Annotated in this window: 18 protein-coding genes; 7 read left to right on the forward strand and 11 right to left on the reverse strand. The window is 64.0% G+C overall.

The window, feature by feature from the left end; translation table 11 throughout:
• The first annotated feature begins 98 nt into the window (after window positions 1-98).
• Both I6L45_RS14085 and I6L45_RS14090 read left to right on the forward strand, forming a co-directional pair.
• Window positions 99-839, forward strand: coding sequence for an ABC transporter permease (locus I6L45_RS14085; RefSeq protein WP_043761556.1), 741 nt, complete (start codon window positions 99-101; stop codon window positions 837-839).
• 3 nt (window positions 840-842) lie between these two features.
• The gene (locus I6L45_RS14090; protein ID WP_216982379.1) at window positions 843-1,535 is read left to right on the forward strand and encodes an ABC transporter permease; all 693 of its coding nucleotides are present in this window, start codon (window positions 843-845) and stop codon (window positions 1,533-1,535) included.
• 57 nt (window positions 1,536-1,592) lie between these two features.
• Here the strand turns inward: I6L45_RS14090 and I6L45_RS14095 are convergent, their stop codons facing one another.
• The 3 genes from I6L45_RS14095 to I6L45_RS14105 all read right to left on the reverse strand — a co-directional run bounded on the left by I6L45_RS14095 (window position 1,593) and on the right by I6L45_RS14105 (window position 6,189).
• Window positions 1,593-2,234 carry an energy-coupling factor ABC transporter permease gene (locus I6L45_RS14095; RefSeq protein WP_216982380.1) on the reverse strand — a complete coding sequence of 214 codons (642 nt, stop codon included), beginning with the start codon at window positions 2,232-2,234 and terminating at the stop codon, window positions 1,593-1,595.
• Window positions 2,235-2,331: 97 nt separating this feature from the next.
• The gene (gene pflA / locus I6L45_RS14100) at window positions 2,332-3,174 is read right to left on the reverse strand and encodes a pyruvate formate lyase 1-activating protein (RefSeq protein ID WP_081843780.1); all 843 of its coding nucleotides are present in this window, start codon (window positions 3,172-3,174) and stop codon (window positions 2,332-2,334) included.
• A gap of 75 nt (window positions 3,175-3,249) precedes the next feature.
• Entirely contained in the window at window positions 3,250-6,189 is a 2,940-nt protein-coding gene (locus tag I6L45_RS14105; protein ID WP_216982381.1) for a GGDEF and EAL domain-containing protein, read from the reverse strand.
• Between the two features lie 134 nt (window positions 6,190-6,323).
• Here I6L45_RS14105 and I6L45_RS14110 point away from each other — a divergent pair, with 134 nt between their 5' ends.
• Entirely contained in the window at window positions 6,324-8,009 is a 1,686-nt protein-coding gene (locus I6L45_RS14110; RefSeq protein ID WP_216982382.1) for an FAD-dependent oxidoreductase, read from the forward strand.
• Window positions 8,010-8,106: 97 nt separating this feature from the next.
• On the opposite strand, the gene I6L45_RS14115 is transcribed toward I6L45_RS14110, so the two are convergent.
• Genes I6L45_RS14115 through I6L45_RS14135 form a run of 5 tightly spaced genes read right to left on the reverse strand, consistent with a single transcriptional unit; the run spans window position 8,107 to window position 13,229 of the window.
• Window positions 8,107-8,535, reverse strand: coding sequence for an ion channel (locus I6L45_RS14115; RefSeq protein WP_043761533.1), 429 nt, complete (start codon window positions 8,533-8,535; stop codon window positions 8,107-8,109).
• A gap of 1 nt (window position 8,536) precedes the next feature.
• Complete coding sequence (locus tag I6L45_RS14120; protein ID WP_216982383.1) at window positions 8,537-9,565, reverse strand: DUF2955 domain-containing protein; 1,029 nt, start codon at window positions 9,563-9,565, stop codon at window positions 8,537-8,539.
• Window positions 9,566-9,588: 23 nt separating this feature from the next.
• Window positions 9,589-10,683 (reverse strand): HlyD family secretion protein, encoded by a 1,095-nt coding sequence (locus I6L45_RS14125; protein ID WP_210548377.1) that lies wholly within the window; start codon window positions 10,681-10,683, stop codon window positions 9,589-9,591.
• Window positions 10,676-12,187, reverse strand: coding sequence for an efflux transporter outer membrane subunit (locus I6L45_RS14130; protein ID WP_216982384.1), 1,512 nt, complete (start codon window positions 12,185-12,187; stop codon window positions 10,676-10,678). Before I6L45_RS14130 ends, I6L45_RS14125 begins: the two co-directional genes overlap by 8 nt.
• Before the next feature lie 4 nt (window positions 12,188-12,191).
• Window positions 12,192-13,229, reverse strand: a complete 1,038-nt coding sequence (locus tag I6L45_RS14135; protein ID WP_254204326.1) for an AI-2E family transporter — start codon at window positions 13,227-13,229, stop codon at window positions 12,192-12,194.
• A gap of 541 nt (window positions 13,230-13,770) precedes the next feature.
• Here I6L45_RS14135 and I6L45_RS14140 point away from each other — a divergent pair.
• The gene (locus I6L45_RS14140; protein ID WP_254204327.1) at window positions 13,771-18,627 is read left to right on the forward strand and encodes an alpha-2-macroglobulin; all 4,857 of its coding nucleotides are present in this window, start codon (window positions 13,771-13,773) and stop codon (window positions 18,625-18,627) included.
• Between the two features lie 73 nt (window positions 18,628-18,700).
• The gene (pbpC, locus tag I6L45_RS14145; RefSeq protein ID WP_216984214.1) at window positions 18,701-20,920 is read left to right on the forward strand and encodes a penicillin-binding protein 1C; all 2,220 of its coding nucleotides are present in this window, start codon (window positions 18,701-18,703) and stop codon (window positions 20,918-20,920) included.
• A gap of 93 nt (window positions 20,921-21,013) precedes the next feature.
• Here the strand turns inward: pbpC and I6L45_RS14150 are convergent, their stop codons facing one another.
• Window positions 21,014-21,973, reverse strand: coding sequence for a hypothetical protein (locus I6L45_RS14150; RefSeq protein WP_216982387.1), 960 nt, complete (start codon window positions 21,971-21,973; stop codon window positions 21,014-21,016).
• A gap of 164 nt (window positions 21,974-22,137) precedes the next feature.
• Between I6L45_RS14150 and thiI the strand changes: the two genes are divergently transcribed.
• Window positions 22,138-23,586, forward strand: coding sequence for a tRNA uracil 4-sulfurtransferase ThiI (gene thiI, locus I6L45_RS14155; protein WP_216982388.1), 1,449 nt, complete (start codon window positions 22,138-22,140; stop codon window positions 23,584-23,586).
• Window positions 23,587-23,653: 67 nt separating this feature from the next.
• Here the strand turns inward: thiI and I6L45_RS14160 are convergent, their stop codons facing one another.
• Window positions 23,654-24,046 carry a hypothetical protein gene (locus I6L45_RS14160; RefSeq protein WP_216982389.1) on the reverse strand — a complete coding sequence of 131 codons (393 nt, stop codon included), beginning with the start codon at window positions 24,044-24,046 and terminating at the stop codon, window positions 23,654-23,656.
• Between the two features lie 101 nt (window positions 24,047-24,147).
• The gene (locus I6L45_RS14165; protein ID WP_216982390.1) at window positions 24,148-24,780 is read right to left on the reverse strand and encodes a trimeric intracellular cation channel family protein; all 633 of its coding nucleotides are present in this window, start codon (window positions 24,778-24,780) and stop codon (window positions 24,148-24,150) included.
• A gap of 418 nt (window positions 24,781-25,198) precedes the next feature.
• Here I6L45_RS14165 and I6L45_RS14170 point away from each other — a divergent pair, with 418 nt between their 5' ends.
• The gene (locus I6L45_RS14170) at window positions 25,199-26,158 is read left to right on the forward strand and encodes a flagellin (protein ID WP_216982391.1); all 960 of its coding nucleotides are present in this window, start codon (window positions 25,199-25,201) and stop codon (window positions 26,156-26,158) included.
• Window positions 26,159-26,189: the final 31 nt, after the last annotated feature.

Below are 26,189 nucleotides of genomic sequence, written 5' to 3' on the forward strand. Positions count from 1 at the left end.
TCAGGCGAACAACGACAGGTTGATCCCGTCAGTAGTCATCGGGCCCGTTGCCTTCCGCTGGGAGTGACGGGCCCGATTGCGATGGAGCTGCATTGCATATGTTTGATTTGAAAGGATACGAAACTTCCCTGCTGGAAGGGGCATGGATCACCCTGGAGGTGGCGCTCGCCTCCCTGCTGCTGGCTCTGGTGCTCGGCATGCTGGGGGCCCTGGCCAAGCTCTCACCCTACAAGTGGGCGCGCGGCGTGGCGGCGGGCTATACCACCGTCATTCGCGGCATTCCCGACCTGGTGCTGATGATGCTGCTGTTCTTCGGCGGCCAGGTGCTCATCAACGGGGTCTGCACCTGGGTCAACGAGGCCTACAACAACTACCTGCTCGAGAGCAATCCGAACCAGGAGTGGGTCTCGCTGTTGCCGGATTACATCGACATTAGCCCGTTTGCGGCCGGGGTGGCCACCATCGGCTTCATCTTCGGCGCCTACATGACCGAGACCTTCCGCGGCGCCATCCTGGCGGTGGACAAGGGAGAGCTCGAGGCCGCGCGCGCCTTTGGCATGCGGGCGAGTCAGGTGTTTGTGCGGATCCTCTTCCCCCAGATGATGCGCCACGCCCTGCCGGGCTTTGGCAATAACTGGCTGGTGCTGCTCAAGACCACGGCCCTGGTCTCCATCATCGGGCTCGATGACATGGTGCGCAAGGCGTCGCTGGCGGCGGGTTCGACCCAGCAGCCCTTCACCTTCTACATGGCGGTGGCGCTGATCTTCCTGATCTTCACCGCAGTCTCTACCTCGGCGCTCAAGTGGGCCGAGCGTCACTACGCCATCAAGACGAGGTAAGCCATGGACTTCTCGATCATTCTCACGGAGTGGCCCACCTATTGGGAGGGCTTCTACACCACCATCTGGCTGGTGGCGGCCTCCCTCATGCTGGGGCTCATGCTGGCGGTGCCCATGGGTATCCTGCGCAACAGCCGCAACTGGCTGATCAAGGGGCCAATCTGGGCCTATATCTACTTCTTCCGCGGCACCCCGCTGCTGGTGCAGCTCTTCATCATCTACTACGGCGCCGCCCAGTGGGAGTGGCTGAAGAACAGCGCGGCCTGGTCCCTCTTCTCCGAGGCCTGGTTCTGTGCCCTGCTGGCGTTCACCCTCAATACCGGCGCCTACACCGCCGAGATAGTGCGGGGCGCCGTGCTGAACATGCCCAAAGGGCAGATTGAAGCGGCGAGCGCCTTCGGCATGACCCGCTGGCAGACGCTCACCCGGATCATCCTGCCGAACTCGTTCCGCCGTGCGCTGCCTGCCTACAGCAACGAGGTGATCTTCATGCTGCAGGGCTCGGCGGTGGCGGGCATCATCACCATCGTCGACCTGACGGGGGCCGCGCGGATCATCAACTCCCGCTACTACAGCCCGTTCGAGGCCTTCCTGACCGCCGGCCTGCTCTACATGCTGCTCACCTTCGCCATCGTCTGGCTGTTCAAGAAGTGGGAGGCACGCTGGCACGCCCACCTGCGCCCCCGCAGCGTGTGATGTACTAAGACAACAAAGCCCGCGATAGCGGGCTTTTTTATGAACAACGGGGCAGGATCAGCGCCCCAGATACTCCCGATCGAAGAAGGTATTGACCCAGTGAGGGCGGTAGACGGCTAGCAGGGTCATGGTCATGCCGTTGAGCAGGGCCTCGGGAAAGAGCAGCAGCGGCCAGATGGAGAGGTAGTCGGCACTGATGATGTGCCATGGGTAGGTGCCGCTCATCCCCATCAGCAGGGCGCTGGCGAGGATCTTGACCGAGATGCTGAGGGCCCCTCCGAGGAAGGCGGCCACGAACAGGTAGACGAAGAGGTGGCGGGGCAGCCAGGCCCAGCTCGCCAGAAACAGCAGCCAGCTGGTGGCCACCGGCAGGGCAACGCCGATCAGGGCCTGCCAGCCGATGTCCGCTAGTTCGGTGACATCGAAGGCTGAGAGGATCAGCAGGGTGAGGCAGGGGGCGAGCAGGGCGAGGCGCCAGCCCAGCAGCAGGGTCAGGCTGGTGAGGCCGAGAAAGTGGATCTCCAGCCCCTCGTGCAGCCCGGCCCGCAGGGTCCAGAGCGGTACTAGGACGATGGCGCTTCCCAGGCAGAGGTGCTGGTAGAGCGGGTTGGCGTGGAGGGTGCGCAGCAGGGAAGCGTTCAGGCTGAAGGCGAGCAGCACCAGCCAGAGCAGGAGGGCGGCGACTTGTCCTTCACTCATGACCTGTTCCCTCGGGTGTCGCTGCTAGTGATGACGCCGTGGCGGGCGCCTGCGGCGCAATGCAAAGAGGCCGCCCTTTGCCGGGCGGCCTCCTGTCTCAATACTTCACGTTGGGGTGATACTTGCCGAGGATGCCCTGGATCCTGTCCATGGTCTCCTTGCTGGGGGGCTTGATGCCGACCAGATCGTAAGTGTCTCCCAGCACGTCCCACTTGTGTTTGCCGAGCTCGTGGTAGGGCAGCAGTTCCACCTTCTCGACGCACTCCCCCAGCTCGGCGATGAACTGGCCGAGCCCTTCGGCACTCTCGTCATCGTCGGACCAGGTGGGCACCACTACGTAGCGGATCCACATGGTCTGGCCGCGGGACGCCAGATATCGGGCGAATTCCAGGGTGTACTTGTTGCTGACGTGGGTAAGCGGAATGTGCTTCTCGTCGTTGATCTGCTTGATGTCGAGCAGCACCAGATCGGTGTTGTCGAGCACCCGATCGAGCAGCTCGTCGTAGTGACGCACGAAGCCGTTGGTGTCCAGGCAGGTGTGGATCCCTTGTGCCTTGCAGGCGGCGAACAGCTCGGCGATGAAGCCTTGCTGCAGCATGGCTTCTCCCCCGGAGGCGGTGACGCCGCCGCCCGAAGCATTCATGAAGTGGCGATAGCTGGTGAGGTCCTTCATCAGCTCGGGCACGGTGACCTCGCGGCCACCCTGGGTGTCCCAGGTGTCCCGGTTGTGGCAGTACTTGCAGCGCATCAGGCAGCCCTGCATGAAGACGATGAAGCGGATGCCGGGGCCGTCGACGGTGCCGCAGGTCTCGACGGAGTGGATCCGGCCAATGACGTCGGTGCTGCTGGTGTCGCTGGCTTCAACGGCGGCGATCTGCCGCGAGCCCTGGTCGGCAGGCCCCTTGGGTTCAACGGCAGGGATCCGGTTAATGACTGACATAGACGACTCCAATGGTTCGGACAAGGTTCGAGCGGTCGTTATTTTATGACAAAAAGCCCTATAAATCCTACATGTTTAGCCCGAGGCGGCAGTACACAGCAGGCTCTCCAGCGCCTTGACGGGGAGTGGCCGGCTGGTGAGGAAGCCTTGATAATGCTGGCACCCCAGAGTTTTAAGCACGGCCAGCTGTTCCTCTTCCTCCACCCCCTCCGCGGTGACGGTGAAGCGAAATACCCGGGCGAGATCCAGGATGGCCTTGACGATGGCCTTGTCCTGCTCGCTGTGCACCAGCGTCTGGATGAAGCTTCTATCAAGTTTGACCTCGTCGGCGGGCAGATCGCGCAGATAGGCGAGGGAAGAATAGCCTGTGCCGAAGTCGTCGATGGAGATGAGCAGGCCGATGGCCTTGAGCTGGCGGATCCTGGCGATGCTCTCCAGCCGGTTTTCCAGCACCACGGACTCGGTGATCTCCAGCAGCAGACGCGACGGGGGCACGCCGGTGTCCCGCAGTATGTACTCCACCTGTTGCACGAAGCCGGCGGTGTGGAACTGGCGAGCGCTGACGTTGACCGACAGGTGAGGAATGATGAGGCCGTTGTTGAGCCAGTAGCTGTACTGGGCACAGGCGGTCTTTATCACCCAGTAGCCAATTTCCTGGATCAGGGTGGTCTCTTCGGCGATGGGGATGAACTCGCCGGGGGGGACCATGGTGCCGTCGGCCTTCTGCCAGCGCAGCAGGGCCTCCACCCCGGAGAGGCTGCCATTGTCGACCCTGTACTGGGGCTGGTAGTGCAGCACCAGCTCGTTGTTGCGCAGGGCATCGCGCAACTGGTTGTTGAGGGCCAGCTTGCTCTTCTCCCTCTCCGCCATGGCCTCGCTGAAGAAGATGTGGTTACCCTGGCCGGCGCGCTTGGCCATGTGTACCGCCGTATCGGCCTGCTGCATCAGGGCCAGATGATCCTTGTCGTCATCGCTGAACAGGCTGATCCCCACGGAGGCGCTGCAGTGCAGTTTGTGCTCGCCGATGTCAAAGGGGGCACGGAAGAGCCCCATCAGCTCCCGGGCGAAATGCTCCGCCAGGATCTTGGCGGTAACATAGCCCTGGCCGAGCGCCGTGAACAGCAGGGCAAACTCGTCCCCCGAGGTGCGGGCCAGCACCAGGTTCTCCTGGGGCAGGGACTTGAGGCGCACCACCACGGCCTGGAGCAGCAGGTCGCCGCTGGCATGGCCGAGGGAGTCGTTGATCGACTTGAAGTTGTCCAGATCCAGCAGCAGCAGGGCCCCCCACTGACCGTTTGGGGCCTGCAGGGTGCGCTGCATGATGTCGTTCAGGCTGCGCCTGTTGTAGAGATCGCACAGGTCGTCGTAATAGGCGAGGCGCTCGATGTGGCGGGCCGCCTCCTTCTCCTGGGTGATGTCGTGGAAGCTGCAGACGAAGTGGCTGAACTCCTCTGCCTCATCCCTGACACCGCTCACCATGAGCCGTACCGGGAAGAGACGACCCTCCTTGTGCAGGCACTGCTCCTCTCCCAGCCAGTATCCCTGGCGGTTGACGGCGGTGATCACGTCCTCTTTCAGGCTGTCGCCATAGTAGGTGGGTCTCAGGGCCTCGATGTGCTGGCCGATCATCTCCTCGCCCACGAAGCCGGTGATGCGGCTGAAGGAGGCGTTGACCTTGAGGATGATGCCTCCGTGATCCATCACCAGCAGGCCATCGTGGGTGTTGAAGGCCACCTCGGCCAGGCGCAGGGCATCGTCGTTGGCAAGGCGTCCTAGCTCGACGGCGGCCCGTTCACGCTGTTCGTAGAGGGCGTCGAGCAGGGGCATGGGGTCGGCCAGAGGCCCGCCGAGCAACAGGGTAAGCTGGCCCAGAGGAACACCGTTCGGGCCAGGCAGCGGAATGCCGAGGTAGGCTTTGGCATTGAGGGCCAGCAACTGGCCGGCCTGGGGGTAGCGCAGGGCGAGATCTTCCACATAGAGGCTCTGGCCGTGCTGGAAGATCTCCTGGCCCGGGCCAAATTCCATGCGCATGGCCTTGAAAGTGGAGAAGCTGTCTCCATCCAGCACGCAGCGAGGAATGAACCAGAGATCCTGGCCGCGGGGCTGGAACTCGCCGATCCAGCCGAGGGGGGCCCCACAGGCTTGCATGGCCCAGCGAAGCAGGGTGCGGCAGTAGTCATTGCCGGTCTTGCCAGCCAAGTCGGCGGGAGGGGCCATGGAGGGGGACTCCGCCTCCACGGGTTCCGGTTGCCAGTGACCCAGCAACTGGGCGCACTGGCGCACCAGCTGCAGGGCCTCGTCGCCAATCAGGGTGCTCTCGGCATATTCGAGGCTGAGCACGCCGATAAGCTTCTCCTGTTCCAGCAGGGCACCGTCCAGGCGGGAGCAGACGTTGGCATCGGACAGGTAATAGTGCTGGCTCAGCATGGGCTGGTGGGCCGCCTCCGAGAAGCTCAGGGCGCCCCGGGTACGCAGGGCCCGGATATAGCGACTGTCGCCACGAATGGCGCCGAGGGACTCGACATTCAGGGTGAAGACGGGGGTCAGCTGTTCGCTGCCAAGAGGCCCGTTGGCCTGGTAGTGCCAGAGGATCAGGCGATCTGCCCCCAGCGCCTCCTTGAGGCTCTCCAGCATGGCGGCGTACTGCTGCTGGCTGGCCATCTGGCTCAGGCGAGGCAGTTGCAGCGACAGGTTGGCCGCGCTCTCCTGGGACTGGGTCTGGAGACAGATGAGCCAGAAGGCGTCCTGCTCGCGGGAGAGGGAGATGTGCCACTGCTGGGAGGCGAAACGCAGCAGGAGCTTGCCCCCCTTGCCGCTGGCGAGCCGTTGCTCGATGGGTTGGCGCAGGGCGTCAGGCAACTGGGCAGGCCAGGCACTGCGGGGCTCATCGAGCCAGTGAAGCGGCGTCTGCATCACATCGGTCAGGGCAACCAGCCGTTGACTACGGGTATCCAGGCGAAAGAACAGCGGGGCCTGGCTGGCGGTCGGAAGATGACTGAGCGCGGTAGACGACATGAACGGACACTATCCTGTTGAGCAATTGCCGGAGGCCAAGAATACTGCAAAACCGTGGCAAACAAAATTTCATTGAAGTCTAAATTAGAAAGATCTAATTTATTGTTCATTTCCAGTTGAGTGGAGTCTTGCAGATGAAACGGATCCTGATCGTGGGCGGCGTGGCCGGGGGAGCATCGGCGGCGGCCAGAGCGCGGCGCTTGAATGAAGAGGCCGAGATAGTGGTGTTCGAGCGGGGGGAGTTCGTCAGTTTTGCCAACTGCGGCTTGCCCTATCACATCGGGGGGGACATTCCTGGCCGTGATGCTCTCTTGCTGCAGACACCGCAGAGCTTCAAGCGCCGCTTCAACGTCGATGTGCGGGTCTTCCACGAGGTCATCGAGATAGACAAGGCAGGCAAGAATCTGCTGGTGCGCAACCTGCAAAGCGGGGAGGTGCTGCACGAATCCTATGATGCCCTGTTGCTAAGCCCCGGGGCGGCCCCCATTCGCCCGCCCTTCCCCGGCATCGACAGCCCGGGCGTGCATACCCTGCGCAACATCCCGGACATGGACCGCATCCTGGCGGCCCTTGAGCAGGACAAGCCTCGCCACGTCACCGTGGTGGGGGGCGGTTTCATCGGCCTGGAGATGATGGAGGCCCTGCACCAGCGCAAGCTGGAAGTGACCCTGCTGGAGCTCTCCGAGCAGGTGATGGCGCCGGTCGATAAAGAGATGGCCAACATGCTTCACGCCCGCATCCGCGAGGAGGGGGTGGATCTGCGCCTGCGTACCGGCCTCTCGGCCATCGAGAGCCTGGATGTGCTGGCGGACACCGCCACCGTGACTGCCGAACGACGGGGTGGTCTGCGTCTGACCCTGAGCGATGGCACCCATCTCGACACCGGTCTGCTGATCCTCGCCATCGGGGTCAAACCCGAGACCCTGCTCGCCGCCCAGGCCGGACTGGAGCTGGGCCCGCGGGGCGGCATCAAGGTGGATGCGGGCATGCGCACCTCGGATCCCTTCATCTATGCGGTGGGGGATGCGGTGGAGGAGACCGACTTCGTGACCGGCGAGGCGGTGCTCATTCCCCTGGCGGGCCCGGCCAACCGTCAGGGCCGCATCGCCGCCGACAACATGCTGGGGCGAAGCGAAACCTACAAGAAGACCCAGGGGACCGCCATCTGCAAGCTGTTCGATCTGGCGGTGGCGAGCACCGGCCTGAACGAGAAGCGGCTGGTCCAGCTGGGCTTGCCGTTCGAGAAGGCCTATGTCCACCCGGGCAGCCACGCCGGCTACTACCCCGGCGCCCACCCGGTCAGCCTCAAGCTGCTGTTTGCCCCGGATGGCAAGATTTACGGCGCCCAGGCCATCGGCAAGGATGGCGTCGACAAGCGCATCGACGTGCTGGCGGTGGCCCAGCGTGCCGGCCTCACCGTGTTCGATCTGCAGGATCTGGAGCTCACCTATGCCCCCCCCTTTGGCTCGGCCAAGGACGTGATCAACATGGCGGGGTTCGTGGCGAGCAACCATCTGAAAGGAGATACCATCCTCTGCCACGCGGCCGAGGTGCAGGCCCGCCATCCCCATCAGGTGGTGCTGGATGTGCGCAACACCCCGGAGCTCGACAAGCTGGGCCGCATCCCGGGGGCGATGCATATTCCGCTGGATGAGCTGCGCAGCCGCCTCGATGAGCTGCCCAGGGACAAGGAGCTGCTCATCAGCTGCCAGGTGGGGCTGCGCGGCCATGTGGCCTGCCGGCTGCTGAGCCAGCACGGCTTCAAGGTGAAGAACCTCTCCGGCGGCTTCAAGACCTGGCAGATGGCGATCGCCGAATAGGGGAGGGCCATCGCTGGCCGATCAGTCCGCTCGCAATGACAAGGGGGCCACTCGACAGAGTGGCCCCCTTGCTTTTCTTCTTCCAGGCGGGGGAGGGTCAGTGGCCTCTGTTCTTCAGCTGCTTGCCGATATGCTGCTGCAGCACGGTCAGCATGCAGGCACCGGAGAGACCTACCATCAGGGCACCGTTGACGGCTTCCAGCGGGCCAAGCAGCTTCCACTTGTCACTCATGACGATGTCCCCATACCCCAGGGTGGCGAAGTTGACACCGGAGTGGTAGATGGCCTCGTGCAGGGTGCTGAACTCCCCAAGCCAGAGGAAAAGCGCCCCCCAGACCCCGATCTGCGTCAGGTTGCCCAGCATCACCAGAGTGATGATGCCAAACAGGGCCAGTATGCCGGCCAGGGCCCCTTCCTGCTCCTTGAAGTGTTTGATATAGAAGCGAACACACCAGACGGAGACCAGGGATTGCAGCAGCATGTTGACCAGGATCACCGGGATGCCGACCATAAAAATGAGGAACATGTCACTCTCCTAATTTGGCTTTTGCCAGGGGGCGACCGACCGGCCACCACTGCTCCAGCAGCAAGATACACAACCAGCCGTAGCCGGCCACCAGCAGATAGAGGCCGCACCGCATGGCGGCCGCCATCCAGACATCCTTGCCGTTGGCGCTGTCCTCGATGGCCGGGCCAAACAGGATGAGTGCCGTGATCCAGGCGTTGCTCCAGAACGAGGGCGGGAAGCGGCTTGCCGCCAGCGGCACCAGGCGTCGCGCCACCCAGAGCGTCATCAGCACCAGCATCAGCACCAGCATCAACAGGGACGGCCAGAGGCTGAGCCCCATCCAGAGTGCGAGCGCCAGCAGGGCCCCCATCAGGGTGGAGAGCACCAGCTCCTGACCCGCCAGTCTGGCATTGAGGGAGGTGCTCTGCTGGGCCAGGGCCACCGTCTTCATGACGGCGGGGATGTAGAACGCCGGATTGCCGAGTGCCAGCAGCCAGACCGGCAGCACGATGGCCACGGCGCGCAGGGCGAGCCGCTCGGGATGCTCGGGGGGCTGGTGTGTGGGGTTTTTCTGGGAGGCCGCCACCGCCATGGGGGGAAAGAGTGCATGCGCCATGCGGTTGACCAGGACGCCCACCAGGATCCCCACCCCCATCATCTGGGCGATGGCGATGGCCAGTCGCTGTTCGATGAGACCGGCTATCGGGATCACCGTGATGGCCATGGTGAGCAGCATGGCGGCGGTGCCTTTGCCAGCCATCCCCTGTTGCATCAGCAGATAAAGCATCAGGGCGACGAGCAGAATGCTGGCCAGGGCGTAGTGGGTCAGCAGGGGCACCAGCAGCACCCCGGAAACCATGATCCCCAGCAGCAGGAGTCCGCCCAGGGCCCCCTTCTTGAGGCCGATCGGCTCGCCGGGCTGGCACAGCACGACCCAGGCGATGATGACGCCGAGGTGGGGCATGGGCAGGCCCATGCCGTAACAGAGGCCTGCCGAGAGCCCGATGCCGGTGCCGATGCGCAGCACTGCCCGGTCGAGGTTATGCATGGGACGGCTCCACGTCATGGACCTCAATAGAGGAAGGAGAAGAGGCTCATCAACCGGATGTAGAGCCCCCCCAGCCAGTGCATCACCCAGTTGCCGCCGGTGTAGACCAGCACGTCGGCCTGCCCGCCGACCCGCAGCGCGTCGACCGGGGGCTGATCGTCGGCCCGAAAGGCGATCTTGACCGGGAAACGCTGGGCCTGGCGCAGCCAGTCGCGGCTGTTGTCCACGGTGGGCAGGGTGCCGGCGGGCTGGCTCTTGCCGGTGCTGACCCCGTAGCCGATGCTGAGCACCTCTCCCTCGAACAGCTGGCCGGGCAGGCTGTCGAGCAAAATGGCGGCCTTGTCACCGGGCCGAATGTTGCCCAGGTTGTTCTCCGTCATGTCCACCGAGACCCAGACGTCGTGGATGGCGATCAGGGTCATGGCCGGGGAGCCGGCACCGATAAACTGGCCGGTGTCCGTGCGTAGATCGGTGATGAGGCCGCGCCCCGGCGCCACCACGTGAGTGTTCTGGCGATCCAGCTCGGCCTTGTTGACCGCCGAGCGGGCACTGAGCAGCTGGGAGTTGTCCTCCCCGGTGGCGCCAGCCGCCTCGATGGCGCGCCGGACGTCGGCCTCGGCCGCCGCCACCTGGCTCTTCGCGGTCTCGCGGTTGGCCTGGGCCACCTCGAGGCGGCGCACCGAGATGGCCCCCGGATCTTCGCGATAGAGCCGCTCCTGGCGCTGGGCATCCTTGGCGGCGTTGTCATAGGCGGCGCGCATGGCCATCAGGGAGGCTTCCGCCGCCTTGACCCCTTCGGTGCTCGCCTTGACGCCGCTCAGGACCGTCTGATAGTCGGATCTCGCCTTGGCGAGAGCGATGTCATAGGGCTCGGGATCGATCTCGAACAGGGGGGTGCCGGCATCCACGTCCTGGTTGTCGCGTACATGGACCTTCTGGATCTGGCCGGAGACCTCGGCGGCGATGGGCACCACAAAGGCCTGCACGCGGGCCTGGGAGCTGTAGGGGGTGAGCCTGTCGGCCAGCAGATACCAGCCGAGCAGCAGCAGGATGATCCCCAGCAGCCCTAGGGTGGCCCGACGGCTGGACTGGCCGGGAGAGGTGGTGTTGTCAGTCATGGGCGCTTGCCTTCTGAGTCATGGGGCGGGCGGCGTCGAGCAGGGGAACCCAGTCGGCGCGCTTGCGCAGCTGGGCATCCACTTCGGAGGTGACCAGGGGGCGTTCGCGCCCCTGCTCCCAGCCGCCGCCCAGTGCCTTGTAGAGCGTGATGAGGTCGCGCATCCGGGCGCCCCGGCTGTTGACCAGCCGCTCCTGCTGGCTGAACAGGGCGCGCTGGGAGTCGAGCACGCGCTGGAAGTCCGCCATGCCCTCGCGATACTGGGTGTTGGCGATCTCGAGTGAGCGGCGGGCCGCCTCGCCGGTCTGGGTCAGCAGGGTGATCTCCTCCTGGCCGTTGGCATAGGCCACGGCGGCGTCGTCCACCTCGCGGGCCGCCTGGAGCACGCTGTCGCGATAACGTTCGTGAAGCTGCTGGAAGCGGGCATCCTGCACCAGGATCTGGTTGCCAAGACGCCCCTGATCGAACAGGTTCCAGCTCAGCGAGGGGCCAATCCCCCAGGAGTAGGTGCCGCTCTCACCGCCGGCGGCGTTGATCCCGAGGGTGCCGAGCAGGGTGATGGAGGGATAGAGATCGCTCTCGGCCACGCCGATCAGGGCCGACTGGGCGGCCAGCTGTCGCTCTGCCGCCCGCACGTCGGGACGACGGCGCAGCAGATCGGCGGGCATCTCGGCAACCAGCGCCAGCTCGCCCTTGGGAATGACGCCTGTGCCTTCCTGCATCTCGGGCAGGGGCCCGGGGGATCGTGCGAGCAGAGCGGAGAGGGCATTCTGGCTTTGGCGCAGCGTGGTCGCGAGCTGGGGAATGCTGGAGAGGGTGCCCAGGTACTGAGTCTTGGCCTGCTGCACGTCCAGCTCGGCAGTGTTGCCGCTCTTGAACTGCCGCTCGGTGATCTGCAGGCTGCGCTCCTGGATGCGGGCGTTTTCGCGGGCGATGATGAGCCTGGCCTCCAGGGTGCGGATGCTCACGTAGAGCTGGGCCACCTGGGCTGCCATCAGCACCTGGACGTCATCATACTGGGCCAGGGTCGCAAAGTAGCTGGCGTCCGCCGCCTCGACCCCGCGCTGGAACTTGCCCCAGAAGTCGAGCTCCCAGCCGAGATTGAACCCGGCGCCGTAGCTGCTGCCCGCGCTGCTGTGGCCGTTGCGGCTCTGGCCGGCCTGCAGGAACTCTGCCGTGCCCACCGTCGCCTGGGGGCCCAGCAGGCTCTCGGCGATGCCGAGCTGGGCCTGGGCCTCGAGGATGCGAAGCCCTGCAATCCGGACATCCGGGTTCTTTTGCAGCGCCTCCTGCACCAGGGCGCTGAGCACGGGATCGTGCAGCTTGTCCCACCACTGGCGGTAGTCGGCCGTGGTCGCCGCCTGCTGGCTTTCGCGGGCGCCCTGCCAGCTGCTTATCTCCTCGACCCGGGGGGGCTGATAGTCGGGACCAAGCAGGGTACAGGCGCTCAGCAACAGGCAAGACCCCCCGACAAGCAGGGGGCGAATGACGGGTCGTTCGGCCATGGGGTTATTTTTCCGGGTTGGCCAGACCGTCGTCGACCCAGGCCATGAAGATGAGATACCCGATGGAGAGCATGGTGGCGCCGATGAACATGCCGAGGATGCCATTGGTCGCCATGCCGCCCAGGGCGCCCAGCAGGACCACCGGCATGGGGGCATCGACACCGCGTCCCAGCAGCAGCGGCTTGAGCACGTTGTCGGCCATGCCGGCCACGAGCAGCAGCACGGTGTAGACGATGTTGAGCAGGGTGCCGTGATCCCCCGACATCCACATGTAGGCGATGACCGGCCCTGTGACCAGAAGGACGGGGACCTGGGCGATCCCCAGGATCAAGGCCAGCACGAACAGGACACCGACCGCCGGGATCCCGGCGATGGACATGATGATGCCGGCCAGCAAGGCCTGGATGAAGGCAACCCCGATGACCCCCATGGCGACGGCCCGGATGGTGCTGGTGCACAGCTTGGTCAGCTCCAGCCCTTTCTTCTCATTGGTGATGCGCATGAAGATGCGATCGGCGCTGTTGGCGCCCGAGGCACCAAAGGCCATGATGATGCCGGCCACGATGAAGGAGAACACGAAGCCCAGCAGGTCGCCCCCCATGCTGGCCAGCAGGCCGAGGGCCCGTTTGGTTAGCTCCCCAATCTGCGGTTTGTAGCTGACGATGAAGCTGGACAGGTCCATCGACGCCTTGGTCCAGAGGGCATGCAGCTTGGTGCCGATCAGCGGGATGTTGGCAATCTCGGCGGAGGGGGCCGGGATCACCAGGGTATCGTTGTTCACCTTGTCGACCAGGACGCTGACGCTGTCACCCAGGGAGCTGAACATGGCGATCGTGGGCACCACGAGCAACAGGATGCCCAGCAGCGTCAGCAGGGTGGAGGTCCGGCCCTGCTTTCCGCCCAGACGTGCGGCGAGACGCTGGTGGAGGGGGTAGAGGGTCACGGCCAGGATCAGGGCCCACAGCATCATGTTCATGAAGGGGGAGAAGACGGTGAAGCAGAAGGAGCCCAGCGCCAGGATCAGGCCAAACTTGATGAACATATCCAGGAATCTGGCAACCACTCTCTTTTCAACGACAGACAGATCGTTATTTTCCATTCTGGTATGACTCCAACAAGAACAAGGGATAGGGGCTCGGCCACGGGACGCCGGGTCAGAAAACATGGTTTTTACTGTAATAAATGAAACGCCTGTCTACCTCAAGAAGAGGCATTGACGTCATCTGCACGTTATTTCCGGTACAGATGTTTAATGTTTAAAAAATATTTAACTAATTGATATTGGTTAGATTGTTCAAAGATCCTGCTAGGACAAATAATATGTAATGCCCTTGCGTAGTACAAGTGAACAATTGTTGCCAGTCTAGCCTGCGTTCAGAAAAGAGGAACAAGTTTGCATATATAAAATGAAATGCCAGAGGCCGAACCGGTCAGAGTGGACACGATGAGTGCAGGGTGTGAAAAATGTGTGTTCATCCGGCTTGTATCCATGATCTGTCCGGGCATTTGGTGTTCACGGGATGGGGGTTTATCCTATTGGCTCCTGCGCTGCGCTGGTGGCGACTCAATCTGGGATGGAATCTATGCGCCCCCTCATACCCTGCCTTCACTCTCGTGTTCCTCGTCTCTCCTGGTGGCTGGTCGGATTGATCGCCCTGCTGCTGACCGGCTGCGGCCAGGACAAGCCCGCAGACAAGGCATCGACCACGGACACGACCGCGCAGCCGGTCGACGGGGCGCCGAACGCCGTGGTACAGGCCAATGCCCGCCAGTATCGGGATGCCCCGGCGCTGGCGCTGGTCTTCTCCGGTCCCCTGACCCCCAAGGCAAGCTGGCAGAGCTGGCTCGGGGTCAGTGAAGGGGGCAAGCAGGTGCAGGGGGAGTGGATCCTCGCCGACGATGGCCGCACCCTCTATTTCCCGAACGTTCAGCCCGACAAGCGCTATGAGGTGAGCCTCAAGGCGGGGCTGGGCCCATCTCCCCAGCGCTGGACTCTCCAAACCCGGCCGCTGGAGGCGGGGGCCTCGTTTACCGCGAGCGGCATGGTGTTGCCGCTGCGCGACGATCTGCGTCTGCCCATCAGCGCGGTCAACGTGGACGAGGTCAATATCGACTTCTTCCGGGTGGATGCGGAATATCTGCCCCGCTTTCTGGCCGAGTATCGCCCCGGCGCCGGCATGGGCAACTGGGATCTCGAGCAGATCACCAAGCGGGCCAAGCGGGTGTTCAGCGGTCGCTATGCCTTGTCGCTGGATCCCAACCGGCGGGAGACCCGCCTCATCAACGTGAAGGAGCCGCAGCTGGCGGAGGCCGGCGTCTACTTTGCGGTGATGTCCCCCCTTGGCAACTACGACTGGCGCAAGGAGACCACCTATTTCGCGGTGAGCGACATGGGCCTCAGTGCCCGCCGCTACCGGGATCAGCTGGAGGTGTTCGTGAGCTCCCTGGCGAGCGCCGATCCCCTCAAGGATGTGCAGCTCTCCCTGCTCGACGAGAAGGGCAACCGGCTGCAGGTGCAGCAGACTGACAACCGCGGTCACCGCCGCTTCGATCAGGTGCAAGGGGCCCGCCTGCTGCTGGCCGAGCAGGGAAGCCATCTGGCGGTGCTGCGCCTCGACGGGGCGGCGCTCGATCTCTCCACCTTCGATCTCGGCACCCAGCCCTGGCAGGCCCAGCAGCTCTATCTGTTCAGCGGGCGTGACCTCTATCGCCCCGGCGAGCGTCTCGACAGCGAGATCCTGCTCAAGGGCCAGGATGGCCAGCTTCTGCCGGGCATGGCGGTGGAGCTGGAGGTGAAGCAGCCGGATGGTCAGCTGCTGGAGCAAAAACGGCTGCTGCCGGACAGCCTAGGCGCCGCCCACTACGGCCTGCGTCTGCCGGACGATGCACCGCTCGGGCGCTGGACCATCAACCTCAAGACCGCCGCTGGCAGCCGCTTCGAGTGGCCCTTCCTGGTGGAGGAGTTCTTGCCGGAGCGGCTCAAGCTGCAGCTCGGCAAGGGGCCGGATGGGGAAGTGACGAGTCTGGACGCTGCCCTCACCCTGCCGCTGCAGGGGGACTATCTCTACGGCGCGCCAGCGAGCGCCACCAAGGCGAAGGCGGAGGTGAAAATCAGCCGCGCCACCATGCCCTTTACCCAGTGGCAGGAGTTCACCCTGGGGGATGTACTGCTCGCCGAGCAGGCCAAGGATCTTGAACCCCTCAATCTCACCCTAGATGCGCAGGGGCAGGGGGCTTTTTCGCTGGCTGATGAGCTCGACGGGGTGCGTGCCCTCGGGCCGCTGGAGGTGGCCTATCGGGTGTCGCTCGCCGAGCCCGGTGGCCGCGCCGTCAATCGCAGCCGCACCCAGTATGGCTGGCCTGCAGGCAGCCAGTGGCCGGCGCTCAAGGCCGATTTTGTGGCGGATCGGGTAGAGGGGGGCAAGCCGCTCCCCTTCCAGATCCTCAACCTCGATGACAAGGGGCAGCCAGTGGCGGGGGCGGTGAAGGTGCGCCTTATCAACGAGTACCGCGACTACTACTGGCACTACGCCGATGGCGAGGGGTGGAAGTACGAGTTCAACAGCCAGCCCTATCTGGAGCAGGAGCAAACCCTGCAGCTGGACGGCAAGGGGCCGACCCCGCTCACGCTGCAACTGGCGGTGGGCTGGTATCGGTTGGAGGTGGAGAACAGTCAGGGCCATCAATCCAGCCTGCGGGTGGAGATCGGCAGTTACGCCTGGGGCGGTGGTGGCGAGCAGGCTCGGCCCGACAAGATTGCCATCACCCTCGACAAACGCGCCTATCAGGCGGGTGACAAGGCCAAGGTGACCCTGGTGGCGCCGCGACCCGGCAAGGGGTTGCTGCTGGTGGAGGATGGTGACGGTCTGCGCTGGTGGCAGCGCATCGAGCTTGAAGTCGCCGGCGGTGATGCCAAGGATGCCCGCGGCGAGTTCGAGATCCCGGTCAGCCCCGAGTGGCAGCGTCATGACCTGCATATCTCGGCCCAGATCGCAGCGCCAGACAGCGCCTCCAAACCGGCTGGCAAGCAGCAGGGGCAGAGCCTGCGTTCGGTCGGCCTGGTGCCGCTCACCCTGGATCGGGAAGCGCGCCGTCTGCCGCTCACCCTGAGCGCGCCGGACAAAGCGGTGCCGCTCACCCGACTGGAAGTGACAGCGACCTCCACCCCCAACAGTCAGGGGCGGGTGGTGCTGGCGGCGGTGGATCGGGGCGTGCTCAACATCAGCGATTACCAGCCCCTCGACCCGTTCGAGATCTTCTTTGGCCGCAAGCGCTTCGCCCAGGATTTGTTCGACAACTATGGCCAGGTGATCCCGCCGCAAGATGGCAAGCTGGCCCGCCTCAACTACGGGGGGGACCGGGCGCCGCTGAAAAAGGGCGGCGCGCTGGAGAGCCGGGTCGAGATCGCCGCGCTCTGGAGTGGCGAGGTGAGTTTCGACGAGCAGGGCAAGGCGGTGATCCCGCTCGATCTGCCCAACTTCAACGGCGAGCTGGCGCTGATGGCGCTGGCCTGGAACGAACAGCAAGTGGGTGAGGCCGAGCGTGCCGTCAAGGTGGTGGCTCCCCTGGTGGCCGAGATTGGCTGGCCGCGCTTTGGCGCCAGAGGGGATGAGACCCGGGCGCTGGTGCAGCTGCGCAACATGAGCGGTGAGGATCAGACCCTCTCCCTTGCCTGGACCCTCAATGGCGGGCTGAAAGCAAACGGCGAGTTGCCCGGCACCCTGTCCCTTAAAAATGGCGAGGAGCAGTGGCTGACCCTGCCGCTCACCGTGACCGGGGCGAGCGGCGTGGCAAGCCTGCAGCTGGCGGCCAGCGGCAAGGATTTTGCCATCAGCCGCGACTGGACTTTGCCGCTGCGCTCCCCCTGGCCGGCCGAGACTCGCCAGCGCCATCAGATGCTGTCCCCCGGCCAAGAGATGGCTTTTGCGCCAGCTGAGCTGACCGGGCTGGATCGCGCCAATCTGCAGGGGCTGCTCAGCCTCTCCGGCACCCCGCCCTGGGATCCGGCAGCCCAGTGGCAGGCGCTGGCCGACTACCCCTACGCCTGTCTGGAGCAGACCTTGTCCCGTGCCTGGCCTTACTTGCTGACCACGGCCGATGAGCGGGCCGCCTGGCGCAAACCCGCAGAGGGCAAGAAGGCGGCGAGCGAGGCGGATGTGCAGCGTGCCCTGCTGCAACGGCTGCAGCGGTTGCAACTGCCAAGCGGCGGTTTTGGCCTCTGGGATGGCCGCTCCGACGAGGAGCAGTGGCTCACCGCCTATGCCGCCGACTATCTGCTGGCGCGCAAGGAGGCGGGCGATGCCGTGCCGGAGGCCATGCTCAACCAGGCGCTGAACCGGCTGCAAAGCTATCTCACCGACAGTCAGTACGGCGAGCGCTGGAGCAGTGCCCCCGAGCACAGCCGTCTTGCCTATCAGGCCTACAGTGCCTATGTGCTGGCCCGGGTGGGCAAGGCGCCGCTCGCTACCCTGCGCCTTGTCTGGGAGCAGCAGGCCGATCACGCTCGCTCCGGTTTGCCGCTCTTGCACCTCTCCCTGGCCCTCTCGGCCATGGGGGATGAGCAGAACGCAGCCAAGGCCCTCAGCCGGGCGCAGACGATCGAGCGCGGTGATGACTATCTCGGGGATTACGGCTCGCCGCTACGCGATCAGGCCCTTGAGCTCGCCTTGCTGCGCCAGCACAAGCTGGCGATGGATCGTTGGCCAGCTCTCAGTGCCAAGGTGGCCGATACCCTGGCCCATCGTCAGTGGCTCAGCACTCAGGAGCGGCTCGCCCTGCTGCGACTCGCCCGCTTCGATCCGGCCGTCGACTGGCAGGCCAGGGTGACTTCCTCTCTTGGCAGTGGATCCCTGAGCGGTTCGGCTCCGTTGCAGCTGGGCGCTCCCGAGGCGCTGGCGGTGAGCGCCGTCACCAACGAGGGCAAGGGATCCCTCTATGTGCAGCGCACTCTGGTCGGTTACCCCGAACAGGCTCCTGCTCGGTTGAGTCAGGGGATAAGCGTGACCCGCAGCTGGTTCAACAGCGACGGTCAACCGTTTGATCCGACCAAGGTAAAGGTCGGCGATCTGGTGGTGGTGCGGCTCAATGTCAGCAGCGAGCAGGCGGTGCCCGATGCCCTGCTGGTGGAGATGGTGCCTGCCGGCTTCGAGCTGGAGAACCCGGCCCTTGGCAACAGCATCAAGCTGGAAGAGCTCTCCATTGAGGGGAAAGCTGCGTGGCAGAGCGAGTGGAACGACTATCTCAAGCATCAGGAGTTTCGCGATGACCGCTACACGGCGGCGCTGGATCTGAGCGAGGGGAGCAACCAGCAGCTGGTCTACCTGATGCGAGCGGTGACGCCGGGTCGCTATCATGTGCCGCCGACCCAGGTGGAGGATATGTACCGGCCAGAGCTGAGGGCTGTGGGTGAGGATATCCACGAGGTAACGATTTCTGAGTAGCTGGCGCTGGCTTGGTGGCCTGCCACGCTGGCTGCGCTTTTCGGTGCTGGGCGTTGTAGCACTGCTCCTGTCATTGCTGGCGCTGGATCGTATGTTCCCGCCGCCGCCACTCGACCCGGCCTATGCGCGGGTGGTGCTCGACATGAAGGGGCGACCGCTGCGCGCCTTTGCCGATACCAGCGGCGTGTGGCGTTACCCCGTGACCCTGGAGCAGGTCTCCCCCCGCTATATCGAGGCGCTGCTGGGCTACGAGGATCGCTACTTCTGGCGTCATCCCGGGGTCAATCCGGTGGCCATGGTGCGCGGGGTCTGGCAGTGGCTGCGCTACGGGCGGGCCGTGTCGGGCGGCTCGACCCTCACCATGCAGGTGGCCCGCCTTATCGAGCCCTATCACAGGAGCGTGCCCGGCAAGCTGCGCCAGATGGCGCGCGCGCTGCAGCTGGAGTGGCACCATGACAAGCGCACCCTGCTCACCGTCTACCTCAACCGGGCGCCGTTTGGCGGCAACCTGGAGGGGGTGCAGGCGGCAAGTTTTGCCTATCTCGGCAAGAGTGCCGCCAGGCTGACCCATGCCGAGGCTGCGCTCTTGGCGGTGCTGCCGCAGGCCCCCAGCCGCAACCGGCCGGACCGGCATCCCGAGCGGGCCCGCACCGCCCGCGACAAGGTGATGCAGCGGCTGGTGGCGCAGGGTGTCTGGCCCGAGCAGGTGTGGTTGGAGGGGCGCATCGAACCGGTGCTGGCCCGTGGTCACTTCACGCCGATGGAGGCGCCGCTCTTTGCCCGCCTCGCCGCCGACAATCAGGCCGGGGCGCTGGTGCATACCACCATAGACGGCGATCTGCAGCGCTGGCTGGAGGGGCGGGTGGCGAGCTATATCCGCCGCTTCCCCGAGCAGACCTCAGCAGCGTTGCTCCTGGTAGACAACAAAACCATGGCGGTGCGCGCCTATGTGGGCAGCGCCGAGTATGGCAATTTGCGCCGCCACGGTTACCTCGACATGGTGCAGGCGATCCGCTCTCCCGGCTCCACCCTCAAGCCCTTCATCTACGGTCTGGCCATGGACGAGGGGTTGGTGCATTCGGCCTCCCTGCTCTCCGATGCGCCGAGACTGGGGTCTGATTATCGCCCCGCCAACTTTTCCGGCGCCTTTCAGGGGCCGGTGACGCTTGCCCAGGCGCTGCAGCAATCCCTCAACGTGCCGGCGGTGCAGGTGCTGGAGGCGCTCGGGCCCGACAAGCTGGTCAGCCGCCTCGACAATGCCGGAGTGCGGCTGGCGCTCTCCGACAAGCCCAACCCGGCCATCGCGCTGGGTGCGGCGGGGATCCGACTCGAGCAACTGGTGGCGCTCTACAGCGCACTGACCCGGCAGGGACAGGTGGCAATGCCGGTCTGGCTGGCGGGGCAGCAGGCGGTATCGCGCCCCTTGCTGAGCCCTGGGGCGGCCTGGATCATCTGGCAAATATTGAGCGCGCAGGGGCGGGCGGATCAGCCCTTTGCCAGCGAGGCGACCGGCCGGGTCAACCGGCTGGCCTGGAAGACCGGCACCAGCTACGGCTATCGCGACAGCTGGGCCATGGGGGTCTCCGGTCGCTGGACCATCGGCGTCTGGCTGGGGCGCCCCGACGGCACCCCCATGCCCGGTTTTTACGGCCAGAGCGCGGCGGTGCCGCTGCTGCTCTCCGTCTACTCGCGACTGGCTGACAACAGCCCTCTGCCGATGCAGCCCAACACGGTGAGCGAGGCCGAAGTTTGCTGGCCGCTGGGGCGCAGGGTGAGCGCGACCCTGCCTGAGACCTGTTTGCAGCGCCAGAGCGCCTGGTTGCTGGAAGGGCGCGATCCCCCCACCTTGCCGGATCCCATGGACTGGCCATCGCCGCTGCGCCAGGTTGCGCTCACTGCCGGGGGCAAGCCGACGCTGACCCGCTGCCACGATGCAGCACAATCCGGTTTTCGGGCCCTCTGGCCGCTGTCGCTGGAACCTTGGCGCAACCCCAGCGAGCGGCGTCAGGCGCTGCTTGCCAGGGGCTGTGCGGGGGAGGGGCAGAGCGCCGAGCAGCAGGCCCCCATCCGCATCCTGGCGCTGGGGGAGGGCAACCTTGTTCGCAGCGAGCGCTACCGATTGCAGCCCAGGGTGCTGGGGGGCGTCGGCAAGCCGGCCTGGTTTCTCAACGGCCAGCGGCTGCGCTGGGACGGGGATCAGGTGCTGAGCGAGGCGGGTCGCTACCAGCTGGTGGTGGTGGACGAGGCGGGCAACAGCGATCGCATCGAATTTCGGCTGGAAACCCCCTCCTGAGGGGCGTGGTGGTGAGCGCCAGAATATTGACGGCATCGGGAATGGCTCCGATGCCGCCAGCTGATTGCCGATTCCCCGGCAGGGGGCGGGGAGTCAGGGTTTGACCTGACCCAGCCGGGTGAAGAAGTGCTGACTCTTGCGCTGGTGGAAGTGGCTCTTCTTGATGGGGTGAAACACCAGGTTGCAGCCAGGATGGCTCTCCTTGAGGCGGTGGATCATTGCCATGGCTGGTAAGCCTGTACTGACGAGCGTGGTGAGCGGCAGGCTGACCGTCTCGGGCCCCAGCAGCGGGTTGAGCCCCTGCTGGGCCTGCTCGAAGCGGGTCAGCACGGCGGGCTCGGCGTAGCCGCTGCCCAGCATGGCGAGCAGGGCGTCGAGGGCCTGATGGAACTCGGCCAGGCGCTGGCGAAAGCCACTGCGGCTGCGCAGGGCAATAAGCTCTGCAAAGGGGATCTCGCTTAAGTTGGCGGGCACTCGCAGCGGGATCTCGAGATGGAAGCAATCCTGGCCGCCGCGATTGTGGTAGCGGGACTCGAGCAGATGGAGCAGCCGGTCCAGATAGTCGTGATCTGTGATGAGCGCCCCCTCATTGGCGAGTGCCCACTCGCGGGCGAGCCGCATGGAGAGCAGATTCGCGAAGCGCCGCGCCATCCTGATCCCCCCCTCGTCCCGGCTGGCAAAGCCGTGGGCGAGGCAAAACCCGTGCAACTGCTCAAGGCCGGCCTGGGCGGGGCAGAAGCAGTCGTGGTTGGCTGGCATGCGCCAGCGGGCGATGAGTTCTTTGTTGCCAAACACCTTATGGCGGACGAAGTCGGGGGTGACCAGGCCGGCAATCTGACTCTCTATCTGGGGGGTGATGGCGGCAAAGAAGGCAGGCTCGGGCGGTTCGGCCAGCAGGTCGGTCTGCCGGCGCAGGGTCTCCAGCAGCGCGGTGAGACCGCTTTTTTCGCTCACGGTGAAGACGAAGGCGAGCCGTTCCAGGTAGAGCAGGGCAAACTTGAGCCAGAGTTCATCCCGCACTTCCATGCCGGGGTAGTAGATATGGGTTTTCATGGGTGTCGTGTTGCCGGGGCGCAGGTTGGGGAATATACGCAAGATGGCCAGGGTGCGGCAAACATTGCGTGGGGGAATGTGAGCAACCGCTCATCCAGTAGGCGCTGGGCACAAAGTTCTGATATAATTCGCGCCCTTAAATCAAGGTCACCCGAGTCAATACCATGAAGTTCATTATCAAGCTGTTCCCGGAAATCACCATCAAGAGCAAGTCGGTTCGCCAGCGTTTCATCAAGATACTGCAGGGCAACATCCGCAACGTCCTGCGACGCTTCGACGACGACGCCCGGGTGCGGATGGACTGGGACAAGCTGATCGTGAGCTCCCGCAATGACCAGTTCCGTGAACAGGCCATCGAAGCCCTGGCCTGTATTCCCGGCATTCAGGCCTTCCTCGAGGTGCAGGCGAGCAAGTTTACCGACCTGCACGACATCTTCGAGCAGGTGAAAGCCGTCTGGGGTGACCAGCTCGAGGGGAAAACCTTCTGCGTGCGCGCCAAGCGCCACGGCAAGCACGAGTTCTCGTCGCTCGAGATCGAACGCTATGTGGGTGGTGGCCTGAACCAGCACTGCGTGAGCAACGGCGTGCGCCTCAAGAACCCGGACGTGAAGATCAACCTCGAGATCGACGGCGAGGAGCTGTTCATCGTCAGCGCCATCCACCAGGGCCTGAGCGGCATGCCCATCGCTACCCAGGAAGATGTGCTGAGCCTGCTCTCCGGCGGGTTTGACTCTGGTGTGGCCTCCTTCCAGTTCATCAAGCGCGGCTGCCGGGTGCACTACTGCTTCTTCAATCTGGGCGGTGCCGCCCACGAGATCGGTGTCAAGCAGGTGGCCTATCACCTGTGGAACCGCTTCGGCTCTTCCCACCGGGTGCGTTTCACCGCGGTGGACTTCGAGCCCGTGGTGGCCGAGATCCTCGAGAAGATCGACAACGGCCAGATGGGGGTGGTGCTCAAGCGGATGATGATGCGTGCCGCCGCCAAGGTGGCTGACGAGTTCCAGATCCCGGCCCTGGTGACCGGCGAGTGTGTGGGCCAGGTCTCCAGCCAGACCCTGACCAACCTGAACGTCATCGACCGGGTGACCGACAAGGTGATCCTGCGCCCCCTCATCACCTGGGACAAGCCGGACATCATCAGCGAAGCCCGCCGCATCGGCACCCTGGAGTTTGCCGAGACCATGCCGGAGTATTGCGGCGTCATCTCCAAGAAGCCGACTGTAAAGGCGGATCTGGCCCGCATCGAGGCGGAAGAGGAGAACTTCGATTTCGCCATTCTGGACAAGGTAGTGGCCGAGGCCCGTTACCTCGACATCCGTCGTATCGGTGAAGAGACTGCCGCCGAAGTGCAGGAAGTCGAGACCACTAGCGATACCACCGACAGCGAGGTGATCCTGGATATCCGCTCCATGGACGAGCACGACGAGAAACCGCTGGTGGTGGAAGGGCGTGAGGTTATGCATATCCCCTTCTTCAAGCTGGCCACCGCCTTTGGCGATCTGCCCCAGGAGAAGACCTATCTGCTCTATTGCGATCGCGGCGTGATGAGCAAGCTGCAGGCGCTTTACCTCAAGGAGAAGGGCTTTGCCAACGTCAAGGTCTATCGCCCCTGATCCGGTGAACCTCCGCCCATAAAAATCCGGCCATGTGCCGGATTTTTTTATTTCACTCGGAATGACGTCAGGGGCAGGGGACGGGCGTAAAGGTGGGTTGCCCCTGGCAGCGCCAGCCCATTTCGGCCTGACGCATCTGCCACAGATTGTTGCTGCGAAACAGGGTCAGGATATAGAGGATGTCGCTCCTTTGGCCGTCGAGGGCCACCGAGAGCACCAGATCGTTGTCCAGCTGCTGGGCATGGATACGGGTAGGCACGTCTTCATGGCCGACGAACCGGCGAGCCACCTCACGATAGTCGTTGACCCAGCTTTGCTGGCTGCTGCTCGCCTGACGGATTTGCTGGTTGAACTGCTGCACCGGGGTGGATGCCAGACGCCCGAACAGGGCCTGTGCCCCCGCATGAGCCGCTGCCACCATCATCAGAACAAGTGTGGTAATGAGCCCAAGTTTTTGCATGAGGTTTTCCGGCTTGAAACGACCCCTGTATGACAACAGAAAAGCCGACTTGGTTCAATCTTGTCCCTGTCGGGATGGGATCTCGCCCACTCTGAGGCTTCTCAGTTGCGCTGCAGCGAGAAGGTGGGCAGGGAGAGATGCCAGTAGATGGCCGCCACGCGCAGGCCGAATACCCCCAGCATGCTGATGAGCATGGCGCTCACCCTCTCCACCCCGACCTCCAGTGACAGGGTATAGAGGATGCCTCCAAGTATGCAGGCGGTGGCGTAGATCTCCTTTTGCAGCACCATGGGTACCTCCCGGGCCAGGACGTCCCGGATCATGCCACCCGCCACCCCTGTCATGGTCCCCATGAGGACGGCAATCAGCCCGGGTGTGCCGAAATTGAGCGCCTTCTGGGCGCCGATCACGGTAAAGAGTGCGAGACCGAAGGCGTCCGCCACCGGCAGCACATACCAGGGCATGCGGCGAGGCAACTTGACCATCCACATGCCGACGAGGGCCGTGGCGATCACTACCCAGATGTAGAGGGGGTCGCGAACCCAGAAGACGGGGGTAGCCCCCAGGATCATGTCACGGATGGTGCCACCGCCGATGGCGGTCACCGCCGCCAGCACCATGACGCCAAAGCCGTCCATTCGAAGGCGTCCTGCCACCAATACTCCCGAAAACGCGAATACCGCAGTACCAAACATGTCGCTGATGTAAACGATCTGCTCAACCAGAGTCTGCATGGAGAACAACTCACGTCCAATAGATGATGGGGCGGCGATTTTAGGGGCAAGCCGTGGGGATGAGCAATGCGGGAGTGCAAAAGTGGGAGCCAGCGCCGGTTTCTGGATAAGGGGTTGAGGTAGGCAAGCGGGCAGCATCAGGCCGCAATACGGTCATGGTGGGATTCAGTACAGATTTATCCTCTTGGAGGCGAAAAATGTTCTAAAGCATCGGGCGGTGGTGCCGTTACTAAAAGGGAAGCAAATGGAAGGGTGTCAGGAAGTCCAACTTTTTGCAGTGCTGCGGATCTGGTCATCACCACGTTGAATCAGGTCTGCCTCAGTCACCGGGAGCGGTTTGGCCCTGCGGACTGACGATGGATCTCAATCGCAACGCGCCCTGGGATCCGCAGTTTTAGACTTATCAGGAGAATTCAATATGTCCATGTACATCAACACCAACGTCTCGTCCCTCAACGCCCAGCGCAACTTGATGAACTCCAGCAAGTCGCTGGATACCTCCTACACCCGCCTCGCTTCCGGCCTGCGTATCAACAGCGCCAAGGACGATGCGGCCGGTCTGCAGATCTCCAACCGTCTGACCTCCCAGATCAACGGCCTGGACCAGGGCAACCGCAACGCCAACGACGGCATCTCCCTGGCCCAGACCGCGGAAGGGGCCATGGACGAGGTGACCGGCATGCTGCAGCGTATCCGTACCCTGGCCCAGCAGTCCGCCAACGGGTCCAACTCCGATGATGATCGCAAAGCCTTGCAAAAAGAGGTCAATCAACTGGGCGCAGAGATCGATCGTATCTCCAAGGACACCACCTTTGCGGGCACCAAGCTGCTCGATGGAAAATATACAGGCACTTTCCAAGTGGGTGCTGATGCCAATCAGACCATCGGCTTTGATATGACCAAGGCTGGTGCTGCTCAGACGGATATTTCGTCGACGGGGTTCAGTATTGCCGGGATTGCGTCGGCTGCGGGTCAAGTGAAAGTATTTACTGATGATGATAGTGATCCCTTGACTCCAGACGTGCTAACAGATACCAACGTAAGCGCTATTTTTGTGGGCGGTGCTGCGGGGGAAATCAATATTTCAACAGCGGCAGAGGCACAAAAAGTACTGGCAGCGGCCGATGCCATGATAGGTGTGGTGGACGATAAGCGCGCCGAACTGGGTGCGGTGCAAAACCGGCTGGATTCCACCATCCGCAACCAGTCCAATATCTCGGAAAACGTCAGCGCCGCCCGTTCCCGCATCCGCGACGCGGACTTCGCCACCGAAACCGCCAATATGACCAAGCAGAATATCCTGCAGCAGGCGGCCTCCAGCATCCTGGCCCAGGCCAACCAGCGCCCGCAGTCGGCCCTGTCGCTGCTGGGTCGCTAAGACGGTCCAGGTTAACCTCTGAATAAGGAGC

The sequence above is a fragment of the Aeromonas sp. FDAARGOS 1415 genome (genome assembly GCF_019048365.1).
Taxonomy (GTDB): domain Bacteria; phylum Pseudomonadota; class Gammaproteobacteria; order Enterobacterales; family Aeromonadaceae; genus Aeromonas; species Aeromonas taiwanensis.

What these genes read in the sequence shown, in the direction of transcription:
- I6L45_RS14135 (WP_254204326.1), bottom strand. Translation starts at nt 13,229, where the DNA reads ATGTTCATCAAGTTTGGCCTGATCCTGGCGCTGGGCTCCTTCTGCTTC.
- I6L45_RS14120 (WP_216982383.1), bottom strand. Translation starts at nt 9,565, where the DNA reads ATGCATAACCTCGACCGGGCAGTGCTGCGCATCGGCACCGGCATCGGG.
- I6L45_RS14165 (WP_216982390.1), bottom strand. Translation starts at nt 24,780, where the DNA reads ATGCAGACTCTGGTTGAGCAGATCGTTTACATCAGCGACATGTTTGGT.
- I6L45_RS14125 (WP_210548377.1), bottom strand. Translation starts at nt 10,683, where the DNA reads ATGACTGACAACACCACCTCTCCCGGCCAGTCCAGCCGTCGGGCCACC.
- I6L45_RS14115 (WP_043761533.1), bottom strand. Translation starts at nt 8,535, where the DNA reads ATGTTCCTCATTTTTATGGTCGGCATCCCGGTGATCCTGGTCAACATG.
- I6L45_RS14170 (WP_216982391.1), top strand. Translation starts at nt 25,199, where the DNA reads ATGTCCATGTACATCAACACCAACGTCTCGTCCCTCAACGCCCAGCGC.
- I6L45_RS14160 (WP_216982389.1), bottom strand. Translation starts at nt 24,046, where the DNA reads ATGCAAAAACTTGGGCTCATTACCACACTTGTTCTGATGATGGTGGCA.
- thiI (WP_216982388.1), top strand. Translation starts at nt 22,138, where the DNA reads ATGAAGTTCATTATCAAGCTGTTCCCGGAAATCACCATCAAGAGCAAG.
- pflA (WP_081843780.1), bottom strand. Translation starts at nt 3,174, where the DNA reads ATGTCAGTCATTAACCGGATCCCTGCCGTTGAACCCAAGGGGCCTGCC.
- I6L45_RS14110 (WP_216982382.1), top strand. Translation starts at nt 6,324, where the DNA reads ATGAAACGGATCCTGATCGTGGGCGGCGTGGCCGGGGGAGCATCGGCG.
- I6L45_RS14140 (WP_254204327.1), top strand. Translation starts at nt 13,771, where the DNA reads ATGCGCCCCCTCATACCCTGCCTTCACTCTCGTGTTCCTCGTCTCTCC.
- I6L45_RS14150 (WP_216982387.1), bottom strand. Translation starts at nt 21,973, where the DNA reads ATGAAAACCCATATCTACTACCCCGGCATGGAAGTGCGGGATGAACTC.
- I6L45_RS14130 (WP_216982384.1), bottom strand. Translation starts at nt 12,187, where the DNA reads ATGGCCGAACGACCCGTCATTCGCCCCCTGCTTGTCGGGGGGTCTTGC.
- I6L45_RS14095 (WP_216982380.1), bottom strand. Translation starts at nt 2,234, where the DNA reads ATGAGTGAAGGACAAGTCGCCGCCCTCCTGCTCTGGCTGGTGCTGCTC.
- I6L45_RS14105 (WP_216982381.1), bottom strand. Translation starts at nt 6,189, where the DNA reads ATGTCGTCTACCGCGCTCAGTCATCTTCCGACCGCCAGCCAGGCCCCG.
- I6L45_RS14085 (WP_043761556.1), top strand. Translation starts at nt 99, where the DNA reads ATGTTTGATTTGAAAGGATACGAAACTTCCCTGCTGGAAGGGGCATGG.
- I6L45_RS14090 (WP_216982379.1), top strand. Translation starts at nt 843, where the DNA reads ATGGACTTCTCGATCATTCTCACGGAGTGGCCCACCTATTGGGAGGGC.